This is a genomic window from Fluoribacter gormanii (assembly GCF_900156395.1).
GTDB lineage: Bacteria > Pseudomonadota > Gammaproteobacteria > Legionellales > Legionellaceae > Legionella > Legionella gormanii.
Genome location: NZ_FTNL01000021.1, coordinates 1 through 20,500, shown reverse-complemented (window position 1 = coordinate 20,500; position 20,500 = coordinate 1). Strand labels below are relative to the sequence as shown.

Here is a 20,500-nt window from a genome sequence, read left to right as displayed (position 1 = left end):
TTGAGAATGTATATGGAACAACTTACGAAAATGAACGCCTGGAAGAAACTTGAAAAATTGGCAAAAACATACAATAGTCAAAATCCAGAAGCAAAAATTTTCTCTATATCTAGTGACAACATGACTCTGGATTATGGTGGACAACACATCAATCCCCAGATTATGGATTCACTTGTTGAACTTGCCAATGAATGCAATCTGCATGAAAACATTAATGCCATGATGAGTGGAAAGCCTATTAACAATACCGAAAATAGGCCAGCCTTACATACAGCTCTTCGTGCCCCGGACAATAAGGTCATATTAGTTAATGAGCGAAATATTGTTGCTGATATAGTCAATGTTCGTAACACGATGAAGCTTATTTCTACAAAAATTAGAAATGGAGAGTGGCTTGGCTATTCCGGAAAACCTATTACTGATGTAGTTAATATAGGTATAGGTGGCTCTATGCTTGGCCCATTTTTTTGTATCAATGCATTAAGTGATTTAGTAACGGACAAATTAGAGTTTCATTTTATTTCCGATTTAGATCCAAACGCATTTGCACGTGTGACTAAAAAACTAAATCCCGAAACCACGCTATTTATTATTTCCTCGAAGTCATTTACCACACCGGAAACATTATCTCATTTCCAAAAGGCCTTATCGTGGATTAATCAAAAACAACATTTTAATCAACATTTTATTGCAATCACCGCAAATGTTAAGAAAGCAGAAGAAATAGGGTTTGAAACCATTCTTCCTATATGGGATTGGGTTGGAGGACGCTATTCATTCTGCTCGGCAATTAATTTAATTTCCTGTATTGCCATCGGTTTTGAACATTTTTCAGAAATCCTTGCTGGGGCATACCATATGGATATGCATTTCTGTACGGAACATTTTACTAAAAACCTACCCGTTCTAATGGCATTGTTAGGAATATGGAACATTAATTTTTTAAACATTCATAACTTGTTAGTTATGACTTATTCCCAAGACTTACAATATTTTGTTCCCTATCTTCAACAACTTGATATGGAAAGTAATGGGAAATCTATAAACAAACAGGGTCGTAGAGTAGATTACTCGACAGGCCCCATTATCTGGGGTGGCTTGGGTAATCATGCACAACACAGTTACTACCAGCTATTGTGTCAAGGAACGAATAAAATAGCAGCTGATTTAATTTATCTTCGTGCTTTCGATGATAATGTTATTAATAAAATATGTCATGCTCACAAAGAAGTATTAATAAAAGGTGGTAATCATAGTGAGAATCCTCACAGTTACATTCCAGGAGAAATCCCTGTAAATCTTCTCTCCATGAGCGATTGCTCTCCGCGAACTCTTGGCTCACTAATTGCTTTATATGAACATAAAATTTTTGTCCAGGGTGTTATTTGGAATATAAATTCATTTGATCAGCCTGGAGTCGAAAGCGCTAAGGAACTATTTAGACAGAATCAATGGATTAGTTAATGCTTATAGCCAGGTTTGCTTTATTTTTGTTTAGCTTAATGGTTTTAAAAGCGCATGCAATTGATATTAATCCGAAACAATTTCTATTGAATCAGGTGATTTGGGGTGAAACCTATTATCGTGATGATTTTGTAAAGCATTCACTAAATCGCTTACAATTGATCGCCCCTAATGACCCAGATGTTCTTGCAGCGCGAATCAGACTTGCTATACGGCAAAAAAACCTAATTCTCGCTGAAGAGCTGCTAGAGGAATTAAAACAGAAAGCACCTAATTCAACGGATTACAAACAAGCTCAAATGAGCTTATTTCTAACTGAAGATGATGCAAAGCAAAAACTTCAGAAAGCAAGAGTAATGGCGATGTCTGGGCATCTCGATTTGGCTAAAACCCAATACGATGAACTTTTTCATGGGGTTTTTCCCACTCCTGAATTAAGTGCTGAATATTGGCGCATCTTATCCAGAATTCCAGCTCAACGCCAAAATGCGTTCAATCACCTGCAAGAAATCTATAATTTTTTGAACGAACATCAAGTTTATTCCAGTAGTAACAATCAAGACAATTGGTCCTATGCCCTCAAAAAAAACCTTTCAGACTTATGGGTTTCTAGTGGAGAAACAGCTTTTCAATCGGGTAATATGGATTCGGCTCAAAAAAAATATCAGCAAGCACTCCTTCTTGATAAGACGAATTATGATGCTTGGATAGGAGTTGGTGAAGTAGCATTTGCCCGTAAGAATTTTGTCGATTCAGAAAAAGCATTTAAACGAGCTTTACTCGTTAGCCCGGGCAATAGTAGTGCAGTCTACGGGCTTCTTGGCATCTACAAACGTCAATCATTACAAAAGGCATTAAATTACCTAAACAGTTTGCCCGAAGAGCTAAAAGTCAAATTTAAAGATGCAAAGTTCGATTTGGAGAGTTCCTCATTCCAAGAACAAGCAGAACAACTTGAAAAAGCAAATGAATGGAAAAAAGCGATAGAGAAATACAGCCAAGCACAAAAAATTGCTCCAGATGATGTTTGGTTAACTTATCATCTCGCCTTAGCATTGAACCATATTGGTAAATCCCAAAAGGCAGATGAGTTGTTTCAACAATTGATATCAAAACAAAAAAAGAATCCGGTTCAGGTATATGCTTATGCACTTTATTTATCGAACACAGAGCAGTTGCAAAAGGCACTGGCTCATCTTCATACCATTCCACAAAAACAATGGAATGTAGGCATGCATCAGTTGGCAGAACGAATATCTGCTGAATTGATTTTACAACACGCTCGACAATTGCGAGATAGTGGCAATATACAAGGTGCAGAAGCTTATTTAATGAGTCAATCACAAACTAGCCCCATTAAGCTCACTTTAGCAGATTGGGCTTTATTAGATGGTAAATTTGCAAAAGCACTAGACTATTATCAAGATGTGAAAATTCATGAACCACTTAATGCTGAAGCAAATCTCGGGGTTATAGAGTCACTAGTCGCTTTAGGTAAAAAGAACGAAGCGCACCAATTGCTAGAACAACTCCCCAAAATGGAATTAACGTTCAATCCTAACATGCAAAGAAGAATAGCCAATGCTTGGAATGCTGTAGGAGAGTCGAAAAAAGCATTAACTATGTTTCACCAAATCAAACAAAAAAGCGTTCATGCGGCACCCAGCCAAGACAGTGCACTTATCTTTCGGGATGCAGCCCGCTTGGAAACACAACATAGAATGCCAAAGTTGGCACAGGAAGATTACAAAAAATCCATGATGCAAAGCAATATCACATCAATATGGCCAGCCAGTAACGACTATTATACCTGGTTAACCCGTATTCATGCAGAGGATGATTGGCTTAAGCGCAGTATTCGTTCTGAATCAGCCCTACTTTATCAGCAACAAGAAACGCGCATCACTGTAGACGAAGATTATTGGCAATTGACAGATAAAGCTGGAACTTCTGAGCTGCGAGCCGAAGATAGCATAGCTCAAGCAGATTGGGGTTATGCCAACGGCCGTGCATTTTTAAGAGCGGATAAAGTCAACATAGGTGCAGGAAGTTTTTCTACATTCAATGGGGTTTATTTTGATGATTTTGGCACTTGTGCGATTACTGGATGTACTACCGGCATCGTACAACGAGCAAAGGGGATTGGCTGGGATGGAGGATGGCAAAATCCAACCTGGGGATTTGATATTGGCGAAACACCTATTGGATACCCTGTAGGAAATTGGATTGGAGGCATCAATTATCGCGGTGAAATACGACATATTGGCTGGACAATTACCGCATCACAACGCCCTATGACCAACTCCCTACTTTCCTTTGCAGGAGCAGTAGACCCAAATACAGGAATTAAATGGGGCGGGGTTGTTGCTACGGGACTTACTTTATCGCTCAGTTATGATCGGGGGGAAGCAAATGGTTTCTGGGCTAATATCATTGGTAATGAATTAACCGGGAAGAATGTTGAGTCTAATACCCGTATTCTTTTGTTGGATGGTTATTATTACAAAATAATCAATGAAGATAATCGCCGTTTTATCATCGGACTTACAAATATGGTCTGGCACTATGATAAGAATTTATATGGCTTTAATCTTGGACAAGGTGGATATTATAGTCCAGATTTTTATTTATCATTTACAATCCCAATTAATTATCGACGACGAGTCGCAAACTGGTCTTATGAATTAGGAGCCACAGTAACTTGGTCTCGTCAAGTAACCCAAGACCTGGTTTCATATCCATTACCCAACCTTATTCCAAATTTCGACAATACACAAAACTCCATTCAAGCTGGCACATCCATCATAGGCTACGGTTACTCATTTCTTGCATTATTAGAACGTCGGATGGGTTCACATTTTATTATAGGGGGACTGGTAGATATTCAACGATCAACAGATTTTACACCCAGCCATTTCTCCCTCTTTCTTCGTTATTCATTCGAAGGTTGGCAAGGTGATATGGACATGCCTATCGTCCCATTAGTACCCTACTCCAACTTTAGATGATATACGTTTAATCATTACCTGGTACGTTGTTACTTGGTTCTTTAAAAATGAATACAACCCTCAATCCCGGTTTTATGTTAGCAACGTCTTTATTTAATAGGCCAATTAGAAGTCGCTAAGAATAAGGTACCCAATTACTGTCACCTTTCAATAAAATATAAAATTTATCTTGATATTTCACCACGGTTACTCCTTGATTCGATGAAACAAAGGAGGTTTTTGGCAAGTTTTGTGTTAGTGTTTCTAAACTAACATTATCCTGATTAAAGATTTGTCCATCAACCAAACGAGCAATTAATTCTGAAACAGCCAAATAACTGCTTGGATCTTTTATTTGGATTGGGGCGGGCTTTGCATTCATCCCAATAAATTTAATACCAACAGGAACATGCGTAATACTCGGGCCAGGAATATCACGTAACCCTGGCATTTGTAATTTATCACCCGCAAAATTAGTTCCTTGATTCGGGATAAAAACCACCATCACCTTACGCCCTGCCTTTTCCAATGCCGTGAAAAAATTCATCACTTGATCTAAAAGTTTTTTTGCTCGTGGTTCATATGGGGCTTTTTTATTTACGCCAATAAAGGTATTGCCATCATGGAGCGAGATATCATTATAATAGGTAGCATTTCTTTTCATACCTGAGGTACTTCGTTGCTTAAGCCACCGCTCCTGTATTTGACCATCATCTAAAAGCTCTTTCCCATCAAATGAAACTAAATCAGGAGTGATACCCACTCTTGACATTAAAGGTACATTAACTAAACCACCATATTCTTGTATTTGTTTGAGAAAATTATCAAATAAACCGTCATGATCGAGCACTATCTCCGGAGAAAATCCAAGCTTAGCCAGGTTATTAAAAATATAACAATTTTGAGCAACTGGCTTATAAAGATCCGCATGAGTTGTCTGGCCGCAGCTCGCACGTAATAAACGTATTGCTGCAGGTCCACTATACGATGAAACCGAATTAAAATTATTAAACAGAATATCAAATTTATTCCATAGAGGATGATCTCCTAAATGCACAGCCTCTATATCAGCCCAAGCAAGCGAATCAATCTGAATAAAAATTATGTCAAAAGGTTGTGCGTCATTAGAAAGAGCACTGGGGAAAGAAGTACGTAATTTTTTTTGCTGCTCATAAAATTGATTTAAATACGAATTTAGATTTTCATTGGTAGGTGGCAAATTACTACTGGGCTCTCTCCCACTAGTTTTAACTTCTGCCTCAGCTGGTACGTTGCCTGAAACTATCTTGTTTTGAATAGGCGAGAGGTTAATGCTTGGAGCGGTCAGTGTGAGAATATTTAGCCAAGTTAAGGCGATTACAGTAAACGACGTAATTCGAATCCACTGACAAAAAAACAGATAGGCAACTAAGAGTACAAAAGCCATTCCTACCAATTCCCAGTTAATAGTACGATTTATTAATTCAAGAAGGTAGCTGAAGTTGAAAACAAAAAGGTTGTTTGTCCACTGACTCGTAATTGTACTTAAACCAGGTAGCCAAGTATCATTGTAAAATATCGCAAGACCTATTGGAACAGCTATCCAATTACGGCAGCGATGAAGTAGTATTGAAGGTAAAGGAAACAACAAAAACGCAAAAAAAACCAGATTAATAAAAGGATGAAAATTTAAATATCCAGCCCATAATAGAGCAAATTTCAACAAAAAATAATAGTTCCAACCATCTATATCACGCCACTTGGAGTGGATTTCTTGTTGTAGTTGTACTTTTTCCATCATTACTATTCTTTAATCCATAATAACCGATAAATTAATTTATCTAACTAACCTTATCAACAAGTGTTTCGCAGCAGATAGGACAGAACCTAGAGGATAGGCATTTTTATTTTTTTCAGTTTAACAGGATGAGCAAGATATTCAATGTAAAATAGTTATTTTTGATTTGTTCTATCTCAATCCTTTCTTGACATCTACCCCTTCATCTTGGTATTTTCGGATTAAATTTAAAATATAAGACAATATGATCAAAATACATACTATTTCTATCATTGGTGCAGGTCATTTAGGAAGTGCTTTAGCACGTGGTCTCATTAAGAGTGGATATCCCTCAAGTTCCATAACATTTAGTAATCGTGACCCCAGTAAATCAGAGCGTTTAGCTAAGGAACTAGGTGTACTATCAGTAAAGACCAATACTCAGGCAGCTCAAAACGCAGAAATCCTTATTCTTGCTGTAAAACCTCAATTTATGCAGGAGGTATGTCAGGAAATTGCTCCAACCCTGCAATCAAGAGAACCTGTGATTATTTCTTTGGCAGGTGTGATTGACATTGATAACATAACTCGTTGGCTTGACAAGAAAAGGTTAGGGGTTATTCGTGTAATGACCAATACTCCCACCGAATTTTGTAAAGGAACCTCAGCCTTATTTGCTAATTCTTTCGCAACATCTAAACAAAAACAATTGATTGAAACTCTTTTTAATCAAGTAGGATACACTTTTTGGGTGGAACAAGAATCCATGCTTGACACACTTACTGCCCCAATTGGTTGTGCTCCGGCTTATGTCTTTCTATTTCTCGAAGCGTTGCAAAAAGCGGCAATAAGTCGAGGAATCCCAGAAGAACTCTCAGAAAAGATCGCCTTGGAGTCTGTCTTTGGAGCAGCAGAATTAGCCAAAAAGTCTGGACGATCTTTTGCTCAATTAAGAGCAGGTGTAAGTACTCCTCATGGCGTGACTGCCCATTCTTTGGAGAAACTGTCTTTTCCTGATTTTTTTGATCTCTTTAAACAAATCTATGAAGCAGCAGAGGAACGTATTGAGCAAATAACTGAATCATTAAATGCTCAATAGTATGAATGTAGCCTAGTCTACTCGTAAATATTTATTGGTGGTGCCCCAGGAGGTTACGCTGAGCTACGCTCAGGCTTCAGGCATAACCGTTCAGGAATTATGCTTGAACCTTGAGAAACAGCTAGATTTGAGCGCAGGTTGTGCGAACATGATGCTGAGGAATGTAGCATACATCAGTATGTGAGTCTTCCGAGTTATGTTCGCGCAAGATGTACCAAATAGAGCCGTCCAGTCAATAGACCATATACACTTACTGCAGTTCTTTTGATGTTTGATGGTTCAACCCTAAGCAACTTATCCAAGGCTTGATACAGGCCTAACCCAAGGATTTAATTTAGTTATAGTTGCTGGTAACTTACCTATGCTACGTTGTGCTTCATTTCTGGTTTCATACTCTCCCAGAGTCAACACATACCAAACCCCTTTAGCATTAGTAAAATGTCTTATTTTAGAGTTTTCTGCAAGTAACTTATTATTATGCTGAAAACGTTCTATATCTTTTTTATTATGGCTCGCAGCGACTTGTATGGTATACAGATTAATGGTTTTATTATTACTTGAAGATTGATCTTTCTTATCTTTATTCTGTTTTGTTGCTGGAATTTCAACTAATTTTGACTCACGCTTGAGATCTGACTCTGGGTTTTCACGTTGAAACTCCGACTCAGGAATTCTGGCCTCTTGCTCTGCAAGATTCTGCATTTGCAATTTAGGAATCACAACGACTTTATCAATAATTGCTACAGGAGGCTCATTGAGCATCTCATCGCTGATGTCATCTAAAATTTGCTTTTTGGGTAAGGAAGAGTATACCAATTGTCGAGTTGAAGAATCCTGCCAAGAAGCAATTTGGCTTTCAAGCACTTCAGGTTGTTCCTGTTGCTTTATTGCTATCTCTTCTGCATTTTTATCTTGGCTAGAGCCAATCATTGAATGATAAAATGATGAAAGATCATAATTTTGAGCAAAATAAAACCCCACAAGCCCCCCAATAAAAGCCACACTCGCAGCAATACTTGCTTTTTTCACCAATTTTAAAGGCTCTTTTTTCTTTTGGGTGGCGCACTTAAATACAAATGACTCCAGATGGCTGTTAATCTTTGCCAGATTTCCTTTAGTTAATTGATAAAACTGCTTAAACTGCGCTTCAGTTAATGGTTTACTGATCAAATGTGTAGCCATAGCGCGTTGTAATACATAAGTCCTTGTTTCGCTTTCATTCAATGAACCCAATTCAATAGTGTGGACTAAATTCTCAAAAAAAGAAGCGACTAAATTATTAAGCGTTGCAACAATAGAATAATCAGATATTAAACAAAGGTGGAAAAAACTAAAATTTTCCTGGCTCTTTATTGCTAACATTGCTTCCTTGATAAAAGGCTCCGGCAAATGTTGCGCATCATCGATCAGTATCAACACATGTGCTTTTCGTTCATTTATTTGTGCCACTAAGGAACTAATATCAGTATGTTCATCGTAGTTAAGATGTAGCTGGGTTGCAATGTCTTGAATGATGTTTTCCCGATTGCAAGGCGGCTTAACTGTAATAAAAATTGATTTGATCTGTTGATCTAAATTGCCTTGCAACAAAGTTCCAAAAGAAGATTTACCACCCTCTTTTTCGGATAGAACCGTAACGAGCACGTTATTAAAAAGAATCAAATGATTAATGAAATCAATCTTAGCGAGCCACGATCCTGGTTTAAATAATACTCTTGGTTGAATAACAGCCGCTACATCAGACTGAATCATTCCCTCTTTCATTTTTATTCTCCTCTTACAGCTGCAACGAGTGCATTATACAAACAATCCTCTGTTACTTCAGATTCGAGATAACAATCGCCAGGCTTATTAATGAGCACAAAGCGTAAACGGTTATTTTTAATTTTTTTATCCGATTGCATCAATTCTTTGAGTTTTTCCAAATTGATACTTCTTGGAATTTTATGTGGTAAACCCGCCAGTTGCAGAATTTGCTCTACTTGTTCGACCAACTGTTCATCAACTAAGTGCATTTTATACGACAGAACAGCTGCACAATATAAGCCAATTGCTACAGCTTCGCCATGCAGCCATTGTTGATAATTAGTATAAGTTTCAAGTGCATGTGCAAAAGTATGGCCAAGATTCAATAAAGCTCGTTGCCCAGATTCCTTTTCGTCAGTTTCAACATATTGAGCTTTAATACGGCAGCACTCAGCTATTAATTGAGGTAATTGCGAGCTCTTGGTAGTTAACCCCTGTCGGAGTGCCTCACTAAGGAATTTGAAAAATTGATCTCCTGCAAGCAAAGCATATTTTATCATTTCCGCCAAACCCGCACGAAATTCTCTTTCAGGAAGAGTATTTAATGTATTTAAATCAATAACCACCGATTGTGGCTGGTAAAAACTGCCAATCATATTTTTGCCCAAGGGATGATTGATTCCTGTTTTTCCACCCACAGAAGCATCAATTTGCGATAATAAAGTTGTAGGAATTTGAATCAGTTTTACTCCACGCTGATATGTTGATGCTGCAAATCCCGTCATATCACCAATTACTCCTCCGCCTAAGGCTATAAGTGTCGTATCTCTATGGTGTTTCTTTTGGATTAATGCATCATAAATAGCAAATAGGCTTTGCTGATTTTTATATTGTTCCCCATCTTCTAAAATCAACACGTCACACTGGTTTTTGGTAAAAGCAGACTGCACGTACTTTAAATAAAAAGGAGCTATTGTTTTGTTGGTAACAATTAAAATTTGCGAAGAAGTTACAAGAGATTGCAAAAAATGCGGATTTTGCAAACCATTGCGACAAATAACAATAGGGTATTGATGTTCCGTTAAAGAAACATCAACCCGATCATAAATCTCAAAGTTCGCCATAAATATATTTTATTATATTGTTTGCAACTGCCTTGACTGTTAATTTATCTGTTTCAAAACTAACATCAGCTAACTCATTGTAAAATGGCTCACGCTCATCTCTCAATGATTCCAATCTTCCTTCAAGATCAGTTGTTTGCAGCAAAGGACGCTTGGTATCTCGCTTAGTTCTTTCAAATTGTTGTTGTAATGAGGTTTTAAGATAGATTACGGTGCCACGCCCTGCCAATGCATTTCTGTTTTCAGGAGTAATCACCACACCACCACCCGTTGCCAAAACAATGTTGGTTTTTTGCGTTAATTCTTCTATAACTTTTTGTTCGCGACGTCTGAACCCCTCTTCTCCTTCAATATCAAAAATCCAAGATATATCGGCGCCAGCACGCTCTTCAATAACTTCATCCGAATCAAAAAATTCTAATTTGAGCTCCTTTGCCAAAGCACGACCTATAGTGCTTTTACCTGCACCCATGGGTCCGATGAGAAAAATATTTCGTACTTTAACTATGCTCATTTTTTATCACATACCTCTTTAACTGAAATGTCATTAATTAAAGATCGAGTCCGAAATAACTTCCCATTTTAGCATTGGACTAAAATATGATTCAGTAGCCAAAAGTGGGGGATATTTGGGGCTCAACCCTAACTGTATTTTTCGCAGTTAGAAATTCCCGCCCATTATTCTACAACAAATGAGCATATTTTATAACTATTTACTCTTATTCATTTATATTATATCACTTCATTAATAAAATAATGCCCTGTTAAAGGCAAGTTATAAATAAAACAAACTCTAATTTCGTTGAATTTACAACCTGAAATAAGGTTTGCACAATATCATCAACTTTAATTATTGCCTGAGTGAAGCCAAATCCGGGAAACTTTTATCAATAAAACTCGTGGTTCGGTTCACCCAAGCGATTCATGTTGTCATTACGTGAGCGACCACTGGGGCATCGATTTAGATCGAACTCATGAAGTACACCCATCGCGTGCCCAGATCTGCTTCTAAATAACTTATACCAATTTCTCAAATCACTTGATAAATTTTATTTTTCATCAAAACGAACTGCTTTTCTTCCCTCAATTGCCGTAATTGATAATGAGTTTGTTATTATTTTTGGGGTTATAAAAATAAGTAACTCATCATTTTGAATACCAATTTGCGTGTTTTTGAATAAATTTCCAACTACCGGTAACTGACCAAAAAATGGCACTCTCGTAATAGTCTTGCTTTTATCTTGCTGATAAATCCCACCAAGCACTATGGTTTGTCCATTACTCACCAGAACATTCGTCTGAATTTCTTTAGTTGCAATTGCTGGCACCCCATTAAATGTCAAGTTGGGTAATGCCCTATCCTGATTAATCTTCAATTCCATAAGTATCTTGTTGTCTGGAGTAATTTGTGGTGTTACCTTTAGGCTTAAAACAGCCTTTTTAAAGGCCACTGCCGTTGCACCACTTGAAGTTGCTTCCTGATAAGGAATTTCCTGCCCTGAATCAATTACAGCAGGTTGTTGATTTGCTGTAATGAGCCTGGGACTGGATATCAATTCAGCAAGTCCCTCACTTTCCAACGCCGAAAGTTCTAGATCAAGCAAAATATTATCGCCAAGCTGTGCTAATGCAATACCAACAGAAGCTGGAGTAGCGCCGGTTATTGGGGCAGCCACTAAATCCAGGTTTAATCTGTCGGTAAAGGGTTTGACATTTGCAGGAGCAACTCCCTGCGCTAATTGATTTGCCCCCTCTAAAGTACCACTGAGATGAGTAGGTTTAGAAACCCCCCAACGAATTCCAAGATCTTGCGCAAAATCTTTTGTTACTTCGACGATACGTGCCTCAATAAGCACTTGTTTGACAGGTATATCTAACTGCTTAATCAAATCTCGAACTTCATCAATTTTGGAACCAATATCTTGAATCCAGATGGTATTTGTACGTGTATCAACACTCACGCTCCCCTTCTCAGATAAGAGCGAATTTTGTTTGTCTTTAATCAAAACTGCAAGATCGGTTGCTTTAGCATAATTAATTTGGATTAGCTCAGAACGTACAGGCTCAATTTTTCGGATGTTTTGTTGGGCCTTGAGTTGTTCTGCCTCCATTTTCTCAAAAATCCCTTTTTTATCAATCAGAATTACATTACCTGTCTGCCGCTTGTCCAGGCCTTGAGTAGTTAAAATAATATCCAATGCCTGATCCCAAGGGACATTATTTAATCTCAGTGTAATATCACCTTGAACCTGATCACTTACTACGATATTAATTCCTGTAAAATCAGCCAGCAACTGTAATACAGCTCGTATACTGATACTTTGAAAATTTAAGGAAAGTCTTCTTCCAGAAAACACTTTCTTTTTCAATTTGCCCTGTTGCATCTCCTCTGGAGTTAAAGGAATTACGTCAATCATAAATTGTTTATTAACCTGATAGACATATTGGCCAAACCCTCCCTTATTGAATAAAGTCATATGCGCATTTTTACCTACTTGTTGAAAAGTAATTATTTGCACAGGGCTGTGAAAATCCGAAACATCGAATCGCTTCCTTAAGTTCGGAGGAACTTTTGTATTTAAAAACTTAACTAGAACTTCCTTACCATGCTCTTCAACCTCGGTCGGAACACTCGTGCTGGAAACATTTACTATTGCGCGACCACCCTGTCGTTCAATTCCTCGGAAATCAAAATGATTAATTACATAATTTGTCTTGGCTGGGCGATGAGTGATAATAAGTTCTTGGGGAGGTTGGAATAACTCATTGCTTTTGCCATTCAAAATAAGAGTATAAACTTTCCCAGAAATTGTACCTGAAAATGGCACTGAATAATTTAACTCCAATACAGCCCGAACACGCGAACCCACCGCAACAACAGAATACCTATTGAGCGATCCCAATTTAATTTCTTTGGCTTTTTGTTGAGAAGATAACTGCAGATTCGAATCGATAAAATCAAGAACTATACGTGCTGGGCTTTGGGTCACAAAACTTGCAGGATCTTGCTTTATCGGTTGAGTAAACTCGAAATCCATACGCAGCTTATCCTCCGGTAAAGGAATTACCTTGACTGAAACCAAAGGATTATTCTGGGCAAAAGCCATACCAAAGCTCATGCCAATTAAAATGAATAAAATAGCTATTTTCCGCACTTTTACTCCTACTTCCCAGTCTATAATTCAAGTGTGGTAGTATGCTTTTCCCACTTTCCTGAAGTTTGTGTTGTTTCTATTAATTGAATTGAACTGTTCTTAATTGAAACAATACGACCATAATTTTGCCCCATGTAATTACCTATTCGGACATGAGTAATATTCTTGTCAGGTAGTTTAATCAATGCCCATATTTCATTTCCTTGAGTTAAAGTGCCTACAAATTTTAATGCGTCTAAAGGATAAGCCTCTAAAGGTTCTTTAGGCCTATTTTTATCTGGGGCATTAGCATCAACTTCCGTCTTTTTTTGAGCCATTGGCTTAAATGGATTTCGTCTATTACTATTATCAGGAAATTTAAAAGTAGGTAAAGGTGTAAATGATGGGATTGGTTCAATATCTCGTGTTTTTCTAAATTTTACTTCATGAATGTATCGCACCAAATCATCATTGCTACTCGAACAAGCAGCCAATAGTAAAGATAATAAACAGATAGAACTAATCCCTAGTATTCGTCTCATCATTGTGTGCGATATCGATATATTTTGGCAGTGATGCTCATTATCAACTCATCCTCCGAAACTGCTTTATTATCTTTGGAAGACACCCTTTCAATAGTAAAGTCATGTAACGTTACAATACGATCCATCTCGGCTACACGACTTATAAACATAGCCAATTGAAAATAAGTACCTACTACTGAAATTTTTATAGGTAACTCAATATAAAAATCGTGCAGTACTTCAGGCTGTGGTGCAAATAATTCAAATCTTAGGCCTGATGCGACCCCTGTTTTGGAAATTGCTTCCAACAAACCAGGCATCTGGTTTTTTTCTGGAAGCTGTTTAAGCATTTGGGCAAATCGCTCCGTCATAATCTGCAATTGTTGCCGATAAGCTGGCAAATTAATTAACTGGCGTTGCTTGCTTTCAAAATCTGTTTTTAATGTGACCTCCTGAGCTTGCAATTGGTCAAACTGAATGAAATTATCTTTGATAATCAACCAATACCCGAGAGCAATAATCAAAATACTAACACCAATAAGAACACAGCCCTTTACTAATAATGGCCATTGTCCCAAGTTTTCCAGAGTTAATTCATTCAGATTAATACTGTTCATAGTTTTATCCCAATCTGGAATTGAGGAGCAAGCACAAAAGTTAACTTAAACTCATTCTCTGCTGATTCCTGTTTATTTTTATCTTTGTCTTTATCTTTATCTTCTCGTTTAATTTCACTTAGAACAGGATCATGAAGCCATTCATTATTTTCAATATTTCTCATTAACATGGAAACAAAAGTGTTTGATTCAGCATAACCAGTAACTGAGATAACATCATTTTTTCCCTCTATCTGAGTAAAATAGATACCTGCGGGGATTACATTGATCAACTCATCAAATAAATGAACCATTAATGTTCGCGTAGACTGTAAATGCTGAACTATAGACATTCTGGAAATAAGCATTTCTCTTGTTTTTTGTAAATTTTTTATTTCCTTTATTTGCGCATCCATAGCATTAATTTCTTTCTGAAGCATTTGATTCCGTAGAACTTGATTGCTTACCAAACCCGTGGCATAAGAATTAATTAAAAATACAACAAACGCAGCGAAGACGATGCACACAAGCAGCATAGTCATAAACAGCTTTTTATCCTGCTCACGCTTGAGTTCTCGCCAAGGAAGAAGATTAATTTGCGTCATATGGGTCTCACTTAATTTCCCTAAGAGCCAAACCACAAGCTACCATAAGTCCTGGAGCATCATTATTTATAGAATCTAAATGTACCATTTTACCTGGAGTCATATGTGAAAATGGATTGGCGATCGTGGTACTCATCCCCAATCGCTCTTGAACCAACGCAACCAACCCTGGCAGCCTGGCTAATCCTCCAGCTAATAAGATATGATCTACATCTCCATCCTGACTTGTGGAATAAAAAAATTGCAAAGTACGTTTGATTTGCAACAAAATGTCTTCTTTAAAAGGTTCTAGCACTTCTTTTTCATAATCCTCAGGTAACTCTCCACTATCCTTAGCCTGCGCAGCTTGCTCCAGAGACATTTTATAGTGTTCGGCAGTCGAGTCTATTAATTGCTTTCCTCCAAATTTTTCTTCTCTTGAGTACACTAATTTCATTCCTTGTAATACAAATAAATGCGTGTAGATTGCACCAATATCAATGATGGCAATTGTTTTATCTTGTCCAGATGCAGGTAAATCTTTAGCAATTTGTTGCGCTGCTCGTTCCACAGCATAAGATTCTACATCGATTACTACTGCATCCAAACCTGAATGAACCGCGATATCAACACGTTGATTCACATTTTCTGCTCGTGAAGCCACAATAAGCACGTCGAGCATATTCTGGTTTTTTTCAGAAGGGCCTAAAATTTCGAAATCGAGATTGATTTCATCAATTGGATAAGGAATATATTTATCTGCCTCCGTAACAATCAATTCTTCCATCTCTGCGTCATTTAAACCCTCATTGATTTGTATTACTTTGCTGATTATTGAAGAGTCAGGCACAGCTAGAACGGCTTGTTTACATGAGGTATGCAAGCGGTCAATTACTTTTTTAATACACTGGGATACTGCATCAATATCTTTAATAGTGTTTCCATCCATTGCATTTGCAGGCAATACTTCACGATCATAGTTTTCGACAACAAGTTCATCGCCTTGACCTGAAATTTCCAAGATTTTAACTGCTGTTGATGTAATGTCTATTCCGAGAATTGAACGATGCTTGGGCTGAAACAATTTGAGCATGTTTCTTATTCCCTTGAGTCTTCCATGCATTCAAAAAATACTCCTTTAGTATCATATGCAGATGTTAACGTAACCTATTAAAAAATTACAATGTTTTATACCTCGTTAAACATATTAAAATGATTACATGTTGCCAAATTCGCCATTCAGTTAAAACAACTTGCACCACTCAAAAACATTTAATATAGTGAAAGACCAACTTGTAAGGGGATTTCGCATTTATGCTTTGAAAAGGAGATTTTCATGACTAGGTTAGAAGAGTTAATTTATGCATTGGCAACCGTTATAGTTCGTTATCATGACAGCCAAGACAATATCGAGGCTAAAGATAAACTAGTTACTGCAGTTGACCCTATAATACACAGAAAAAAATCTCATGAGCGTGCAATAGAAATAATTCAAAAAGAAAATTTTGTTTCGTACCTGGAAGGAAGGATCGCTGCGTGTACAAAGGGTTATCATGGTCGAGAAGAGTTCTTGATTTTCCTTTTAAATAAAATTTGTTTTCTAAAGGGACAACTCGACATTAAAACTCCATTCAAGGAACATGAGTTAAAGGCATTTCAAGAACAGTTAACTCAATTATTCATTGATTTTAGGAAGTTATTAAACATAAAAAAGGGCTTTAAGCATCCAGTATTACTCCAAGACTCTAAAGTTAAAGAGTTATCTGGTTTATTAAATGATCGATATATAGGTAGTAAATACTGTAATTCAGGTCAACTACTGATTGATGAAGTTCTTTTTGTACTTCATATGACGCCTGATGATTCTAATGAAGAACTCAAAGATATTGCTGTAAACATCTGTTCAGAGCAGCAAACCCTTCTAGAGTTGCAAAGTGCAAAATTAACAAAATCAACTGAAGAATCAGACAAAGAAGCTGAAAAACTAGAGTTAGAAAATCTAAAATTATTAGTTGAGACACAAAAATCCGAGTTTGAAACCCGGATAGTGGAGTTAACAGAAAAAAATAAAGTACTGCTTACTAGTATCGATGCATTAACTAGTGAACTGGAAAAAAGTAAAGCAGAATTACAAAAAGTGCAGTCAGAATTTGAGAACTTAAAAAGACAAAACGAAGTGGAAGCACCCTTCAGGCGTTTCCCAGCGTACTCCCCTATTTTTGGTTTTGCTGGAATACCGGCATTACAAAGGCAGGGAGTAGTTAATTCTCGATTTTTTTCACAATCAATTCAAAATCCATCTCTCTCATCACAAACTGTACCAACAATGGATGATTTTGATGAAAATCCTTCAAAGGTGACAATGGAATAAGGCATCTATATATTTTAGGTAACGCTCTCTGTTTCATTGGATTTTCACTGAAAAATTCAATGAAACATTAAAAATCAGTGTAAAATTTCCCTCTTTTTTGCACAAAACTCGCATTCCTATAGAGAATCACTGTATAATACTCGCCAAATTTCATTAAAATCACATGACTCTATGAAAATGGCATACTTCTGGCGTAAAGGTCTATGGGCGCTGATGAGCCTGTCTTTCGTTTTAATAGTAGCAGGCTGTCTGTTGTACCTCTATCTTGAAAGTCAACTCCCCAATGTAGATTCGTTGAAAACAGTACAATTACAAGTACCTTTACAAATTTTCAGCAAGGAAGGTCTGCTTATTCAGGAATATGGCGAGAAGAAACGAATCCCCGTTACTTACGATGAAATACCACCTATGTTGATCCATGCTTTGATTGCCACTGAAGATCAACGCTTTTTTGAGCACCCAGGTGTGGATGTTCTCGGTCTTGGCCGTGCGGCAGTTCGTATGGTGAAAACTGGAACAAAATCTCAAGGTGGAAGTACCATTACCATGCAGGTTGCGCGTAATTTCTTTTTAAGTCGTAAAAAAACCTTTTTGCGTAAATTTAATGAAATTATGCTGGCCATAAAAATAGACCGAGAATTGAGCAAGGAAAAAATTCTCGAGCTATATCTTAACAGAATCTATTTAGGCAATCGCGCTTATGGCGTTGGTGCAGCAGCAATGGTTTATTTTGGAAAGCCACTCAAAGAATTAAATCTAGCAGAACTAGCAATGATTGCAGGGCTTCCGCAAGCCCCTTCAACACAAAATCCCATCGCAAATCCACTTGCGGCCAAAAAACGTCGGGATCACGTCTTAGAACGCTTGCTTGAAGAACATTATATCAACGAAGAACAGTATCAAAATGCCGTAAATCAACCGATTACTGCTAAGTATCATGGCAGTCCTATTGAAGTAAAAGCTCCTTACGTTGCTGAAATGATTCGTCAATCTTTATACGACAATTTCGGCCCTGATGCATACACTAAAGGCTACAAAGTTTATACAACTATTGACGGAAAATTGCAAAATACAGCCAATGATGTTGTCGAAAAAAATTTGATAGCCTATGACCACCGACATGGTTATCGAGGACCTGTTGCCACTATTGGTGAGAATGACAGCAAGTCCTTACACTCAATTCAAAAAAATCTTGAAAAATATCCAGAGCTCAATCATCTTTCCCCAGCAGTCGTCACCGAAGTTCAAGAAAAAGAGGCAACAGCCACCTTACAAAATGGCCGCACTATTATTATTCCTTGGGCAGGTTTATCATGGGCTAGACCAGCACTTAAAAATGGCTGGGTAGGAAAATCGCCATCTAAAGCCATGCAAGTTGTGGCTGTGGGAGATATTATTTATGTTCATTCAACAAAGGATCAATGGGAGTTAGCACAAATTCCTGAAGCTGAATCAGCAATGGTAGCACTTAATCCTAAGAACGGTGCTATAGAAGTTCTGGTTGGTGGATTCAATTTCCAAAAAAGTAAATTTAATCGTGCCACTCAATCAAGTAGACAACCAGGCTCCAGTTTTAAACCTTTTGTCTATGCCGCGGCATTAAATAATGGTTATACACTAGCAACATTAATTAATGATGCGCCTATTGTCGTTGATGATCCAAGCCAACCCAACTTATGGCGTCCTCATAATGTGAATCTTAAATTCAATGGACCAACACGTTTAAAACAAGCTCTGGTCCAATCTAAAAACCTTGTGTCCATACGAATCCTTGATGATATCGGGATTAATTACACAATTGATTTCCTGGCTCGCTTTGGATTTAATAAGAAAACTCTTCCTAGAGGCTTATCATTGGCTTTAGGTAGTTTGTCAGTCAGCCCCATGGATCTTACTGCTGCTTATGCAGTTTTCGCAAATGGTGGTTATAAAATTGAACCTTATCTCATCGACCACATTACTGATAAAGATGGTAAAGTTTTATTACAAGCCAAACCAACTGTTGTTTGTAACAATTGTGATAGCAATGTAGATCATTCAACTTTGGCACCACGAGTCATTCCTGAAGATATTAACTTTTTAATGTATACCGCTTTAAAAGATGTGATTCAGCATGGCACTGCTCGTGCAGCCAGAGTGCTTAATCGTCAGGATATAGCAGGTAAAACCGGAACAACTAATGATCAAGTAGACGCCTGGTTTGCTGGGTTTAATTCTGACCTCGTGGTAACAACATGGGTTGGTTTTGATAATCCTAAATCCTTACACGAATATGCAGCAGGACTCGCCCTGCCCTTATGGATCGACTTTATGAAAGTTGCTTTGAAAGGAAAACCTGAGAGTGAAATAAAACAACCCGAGGATGTGGTCGCAGTTCGTATTGATCCGCACAGCGGTTTATTAGCACATCCAAATCAGGCAAATGGTATTATCGAATATTTTCGTAATAAAGAAGTTCCATCAGAAGAAGATCCAACCCCTATCTATAATGCGAATAATGATCAGCAACCACTTCCAATGGGCGAAGATAGTTTATTTTAAAGTCAATGTAGCCCGGGGGCAGGGAAACGCCCCCGGGTATCCTAATAAAATATCGCAAGCGACTTACGCCCTTCACTCAGACTAAAAAACACTCAAGTGATACTATTTCCATCTACTAATCTGGTCAGAATGAGCCTCTGTTACGGTTAAAATCTTGCCATGGTATGAGATCCAATACCAATATTATCACTCCAAAAATAATTCTCACTATGCAGGCAACATTCGTAACCTATTGCCTCAATGAAAGGTGTTGCCGAAGGACAAAAAATATACTGAGTCGTTGCCTCAAAATAGGTGTTGCTTTTGAGAGGTTTTGTTGCAGTTAATAAATAGTTGCTATTGAGCCTGGTGGATATGTGGACGAGAAGCCTGTGAGTGTGAGCAATAGCTGTGGGTAACGTCTTTTTGTTATCCATGGCTTTGTTCACACGTCCCATAGGGCACAGGCAGGTCCGAAGGACTCGTCCATCATATCCCCAGGGTTTATCCCCAAACAGGTCTAATGCACTGTTTAATCTTTTCATTAAATAGCCTTTCTCTGTTTTGTATTCTGAACCGGAACCAATCTAAATAC

15 protein-coding genes are annotated in these 20,500 nt (G+C 37.6%); 5 read left to right on the top strand and 10 right to left on the bottom strand.

Features of this window, described 5'->3' with window-relative positions; genetic code table 11:
- Positions 1 to 12 precede the first annotated feature (12 nt).
- Positions 13 to 1,464, top strand: coding sequence for a glucose-6-phosphate isomerase (gene pgi, locus BW930_RS12765; protein ID WP_058467740.1), 1,452 nt, complete (start codon positions 13 to 15; stop codon positions 1,462 to 1,464).
- Positions 1,464 to 4,472, top strand: a complete 3,009-nt coding sequence (gene bcsC, locus BW930_RS12760; protein ID WP_058467739.1) for a cellulose synthase complex outer membrane protein BcsC — start codon at positions 1,464 to 1,466, stop codon at positions 4,470 to 4,472. The genes pgi and bcsC overlap by 1 nt, the downstream gene beginning before the upstream one ends.
- A gap of 115 nt (positions 4,473 to 4,587) precedes the next feature.
- Here the strand turns inward: bcsC and bcsG are convergent, their stop codons facing one another.
- Positions 4,588 to 6,231: a cellulose biosynthesis protein BcsG gene (bcsG, locus tag BW930_RS12755; protein ID WP_058467738.1), complete on the bottom strand. Its 1,644-nt coding sequence runs from the start codon at positions 6,229 to 6,231 to the stop codon at positions 4,588 to 4,590.
- Positions 6,232 to 6,472: 241 nt separating this feature from the next.
- On the opposite strand from bcsG, the gene proC reads away from it, so the two are divergent.
- A complete protein-coding gene (proC, locus tag BW930_RS12750; RefSeq protein WP_058467737.1) occupies positions 6,473 to 7,306 on the top strand; it encodes a pyrroline-5-carboxylate reductase in 834 nt (277 codons plus the stop codon).
- Between the two features lie 294 nt (positions 7,307 to 7,600).
- Here proC and BW930_RS12745 read toward each other — a convergent pair whose 3' ends face one another.
- From BW930_RS12745 to BW930_RS12710, 8 genes are all read right to left on the bottom strand, one after another.
- Positions 7,601 to 9,070: an SPOR domain-containing protein gene (locus BW930_RS12745; RefSeq protein ID WP_058467736.1), complete on the bottom strand. Its 1,470-nt coding sequence runs from the start codon at positions 9,068 to 9,070 to the stop codon at positions 7,601 to 7,603.
- Between the two features lie 2 nt (positions 9,071 to 9,072).
- Positions 9,073 to 10,176, bottom strand: coding sequence for a 3-dehydroquinate synthase (gene aroB, locus BW930_RS12740; protein WP_058467735.1), 1,104 nt, complete (start codon positions 10,174 to 10,176; stop codon positions 9,073 to 9,075).
- Complete coding sequence (gene aroK / locus BW930_RS12735) at positions 10,163 to 10,690, bottom strand: shikimate kinase AroK (RefSeq protein ID WP_058467734.1); 528 nt, start codon at positions 10,688 to 10,690, stop codon at positions 10,163 to 10,165. The genes aroB and aroK overlap by 14 nt, the downstream gene beginning before the upstream one ends.
- Positions 10,691 to 11,225: 535 nt before the next feature.
- Positions 11,226 to 13,331: a type IV pilus secretin PilQ gene (locus tag BW930_RS12730; RefSeq protein WP_058467733.1), complete on the bottom strand. Its 2,106-nt coding sequence runs from the start codon at positions 13,329 to 13,331 to the stop codon at positions 11,226 to 11,228.
- 20 nt (positions 13,332 to 13,351) lie between these two features.
- Complete coding sequence (locus BW930_RS12725; protein WP_058467732.1) at positions 13,352 to 13,855, bottom strand: pilus assembly protein PilP; 504 nt, start codon at positions 13,853 to 13,855, stop codon at positions 13,352 to 13,354.
- Positions 13,852 to 14,451: a type IV pilus inner membrane component PilO gene (locus BW930_RS12720; protein ID WP_058467731.1), complete on the bottom strand. Its 600-nt coding sequence runs from the start codon at positions 14,449 to 14,451 to the stop codon at positions 13,852 to 13,854. Before BW930_RS12720 ends, BW930_RS12725 begins: the two co-directional genes overlap by 4 nt.
- Positions 14,448 to 15,035 carry a PilN domain-containing protein gene (locus BW930_RS12715; protein WP_058467730.1) on the bottom strand — a complete coding sequence of 196 codons (588 nt, stop codon included), beginning with the start codon at positions 15,033 to 15,035 and terminating at the stop codon, positions 14,448 to 14,450. Before BW930_RS12715 ends, BW930_RS12720 begins: the two co-directional genes overlap by 4 nt.
- 7 nt (positions 15,036 to 15,042) lie before the next feature.
- Complete coding sequence (locus BW930_RS12710) at positions 15,043 to 16,107, bottom strand: pilus assembly protein PilM (protein WP_058468041.1); 1,065 nt, start codon at positions 16,105 to 16,107, stop codon at positions 15,043 to 15,045.
- Between the two features lie 243 nt (positions 16,108 to 16,350).
- Between BW930_RS12710 and BW930_RS12705 the strand changes: the two genes are divergently transcribed.
- Both BW930_RS12705 and BW930_RS12700 read left to right on the top strand, forming a co-directional pair.
- Complete coding sequence (locus tag BW930_RS12705) at positions 16,351 to 17,385, top strand: hypothetical protein (protein WP_058467729.1); 1,035 nt, start codon at positions 16,351 to 16,353, stop codon at positions 17,383 to 17,385.
- Positions 17,386 to 17,556: 171 nt separating this feature from the next.
- Complete coding sequence (locus BW930_RS12700; RefSeq protein ID WP_058467728.1) at positions 17,557 to 19,926, top strand: penicillin-binding protein 1A; 2,370 nt, start codon at positions 17,557 to 17,559, stop codon at positions 19,924 to 19,926.
- A gap of 146 nt (positions 19,927 to 20,072) precedes the next feature.
- Here the strand turns inward: BW930_RS12700 and BW930_RS12695 are convergent, their stop codons facing one another.
- Positions 20,073 to 20,450 (bottom strand): hypothetical protein, encoded by a 378-nt coding sequence (locus BW930_RS12695; RefSeq protein ID WP_076547546.1) that lies wholly within the window; start codon positions 20,448 to 20,450, stop codon positions 20,073 to 20,075.
- Between the last annotated feature and the right edge of the window lie 50 nt (positions 20,451 to 20,500).

Coding starts and splice junctions, on each gene's coding strand:
- pgi (WP_058467740.1), top strand. CDS start 13: ATGGAACAACTTACGAAAATGAACGCCTGGAAGAAACTTGAAAAATTG.
- bcsC (WP_058467739.1), top strand. CDS start 1,464: ATGCTTATAGCCAGGTTTGCTTTATTTTTGTTTAGCTTAATGGTTTTA.
- bcsG (WP_058467738.1), bottom strand. CDS start 6,231: ATGATGGAAAAAGTACAACTACAACAAGAAATCCACTCCAAGTGGCGT.
- proC (WP_058467737.1), top strand. CDS start 6,473: ATGATCAAAATACATACTATTTCTATCATTGGTGCAGGTCATTTAGGA.
- BW930_RS12745 (WP_058467736.1), bottom strand. CDS start 9,070: ATGAAAGAGGGAATGATTCAGTCTGATGTAGCGGCTGTTATTCAACCA.
- aroB (WP_058467735.1), bottom strand. CDS start 10,176: ATGGCGAACTTTGAGATTTATGATCGGGTTGATGTTTCTTTAACGGAA.
- aroK (WP_058467734.1), bottom strand. CDS start 10,690: ATGAGCATAGTTAAAGTACGAAATATTTTTCTCATCGGACCCATGGGT.
- BW930_RS12725 (WP_058467732.1), bottom strand. CDS start 13,855: ATGATGAGACGAATACTAGGGATTAGTTCTATCTGTTTATTATCTTTA.
- BW930_RS12720 (WP_058467731.1), bottom strand. CDS start 14,451: ATGAACAGTATTAATCTGAATGAATTAACTCTGGAAAACTTGGGACAA.
- BW930_RS12715 (WP_058467730.1), bottom strand. CDS start 15,035: ATGACGCAAATTAATCTTCTTCCTTGGCGAGAACTCAAGCGTGAGCAG.
- BW930_RS12710 (WP_058468041.1), bottom strand. CDS start 16,107: ATGCTCAAATTGTTTCAGCCCAAGCATCGTTCAATTCTCGGAATAGAC.
- BW930_RS12705 (WP_058467729.1), top strand. CDS start 16,351: ATGACTAGGTTAGAAGAGTTAATTTATGCATTGGCAACCGTTATAGTT.
- BW930_RS12700 (WP_058467728.1), top strand. CDS start 17,557: ATGAAAATGGCATACTTCTGGCGTAAAGGTCTATGGGCGCTGATGAGC.
- BW930_RS12695 (WP_076547546.1), bottom strand. CDS start 20,450: ATGAAAAGATTAAACAGTGCATTAGACCTGTTTGGGGATAAACCCTGG.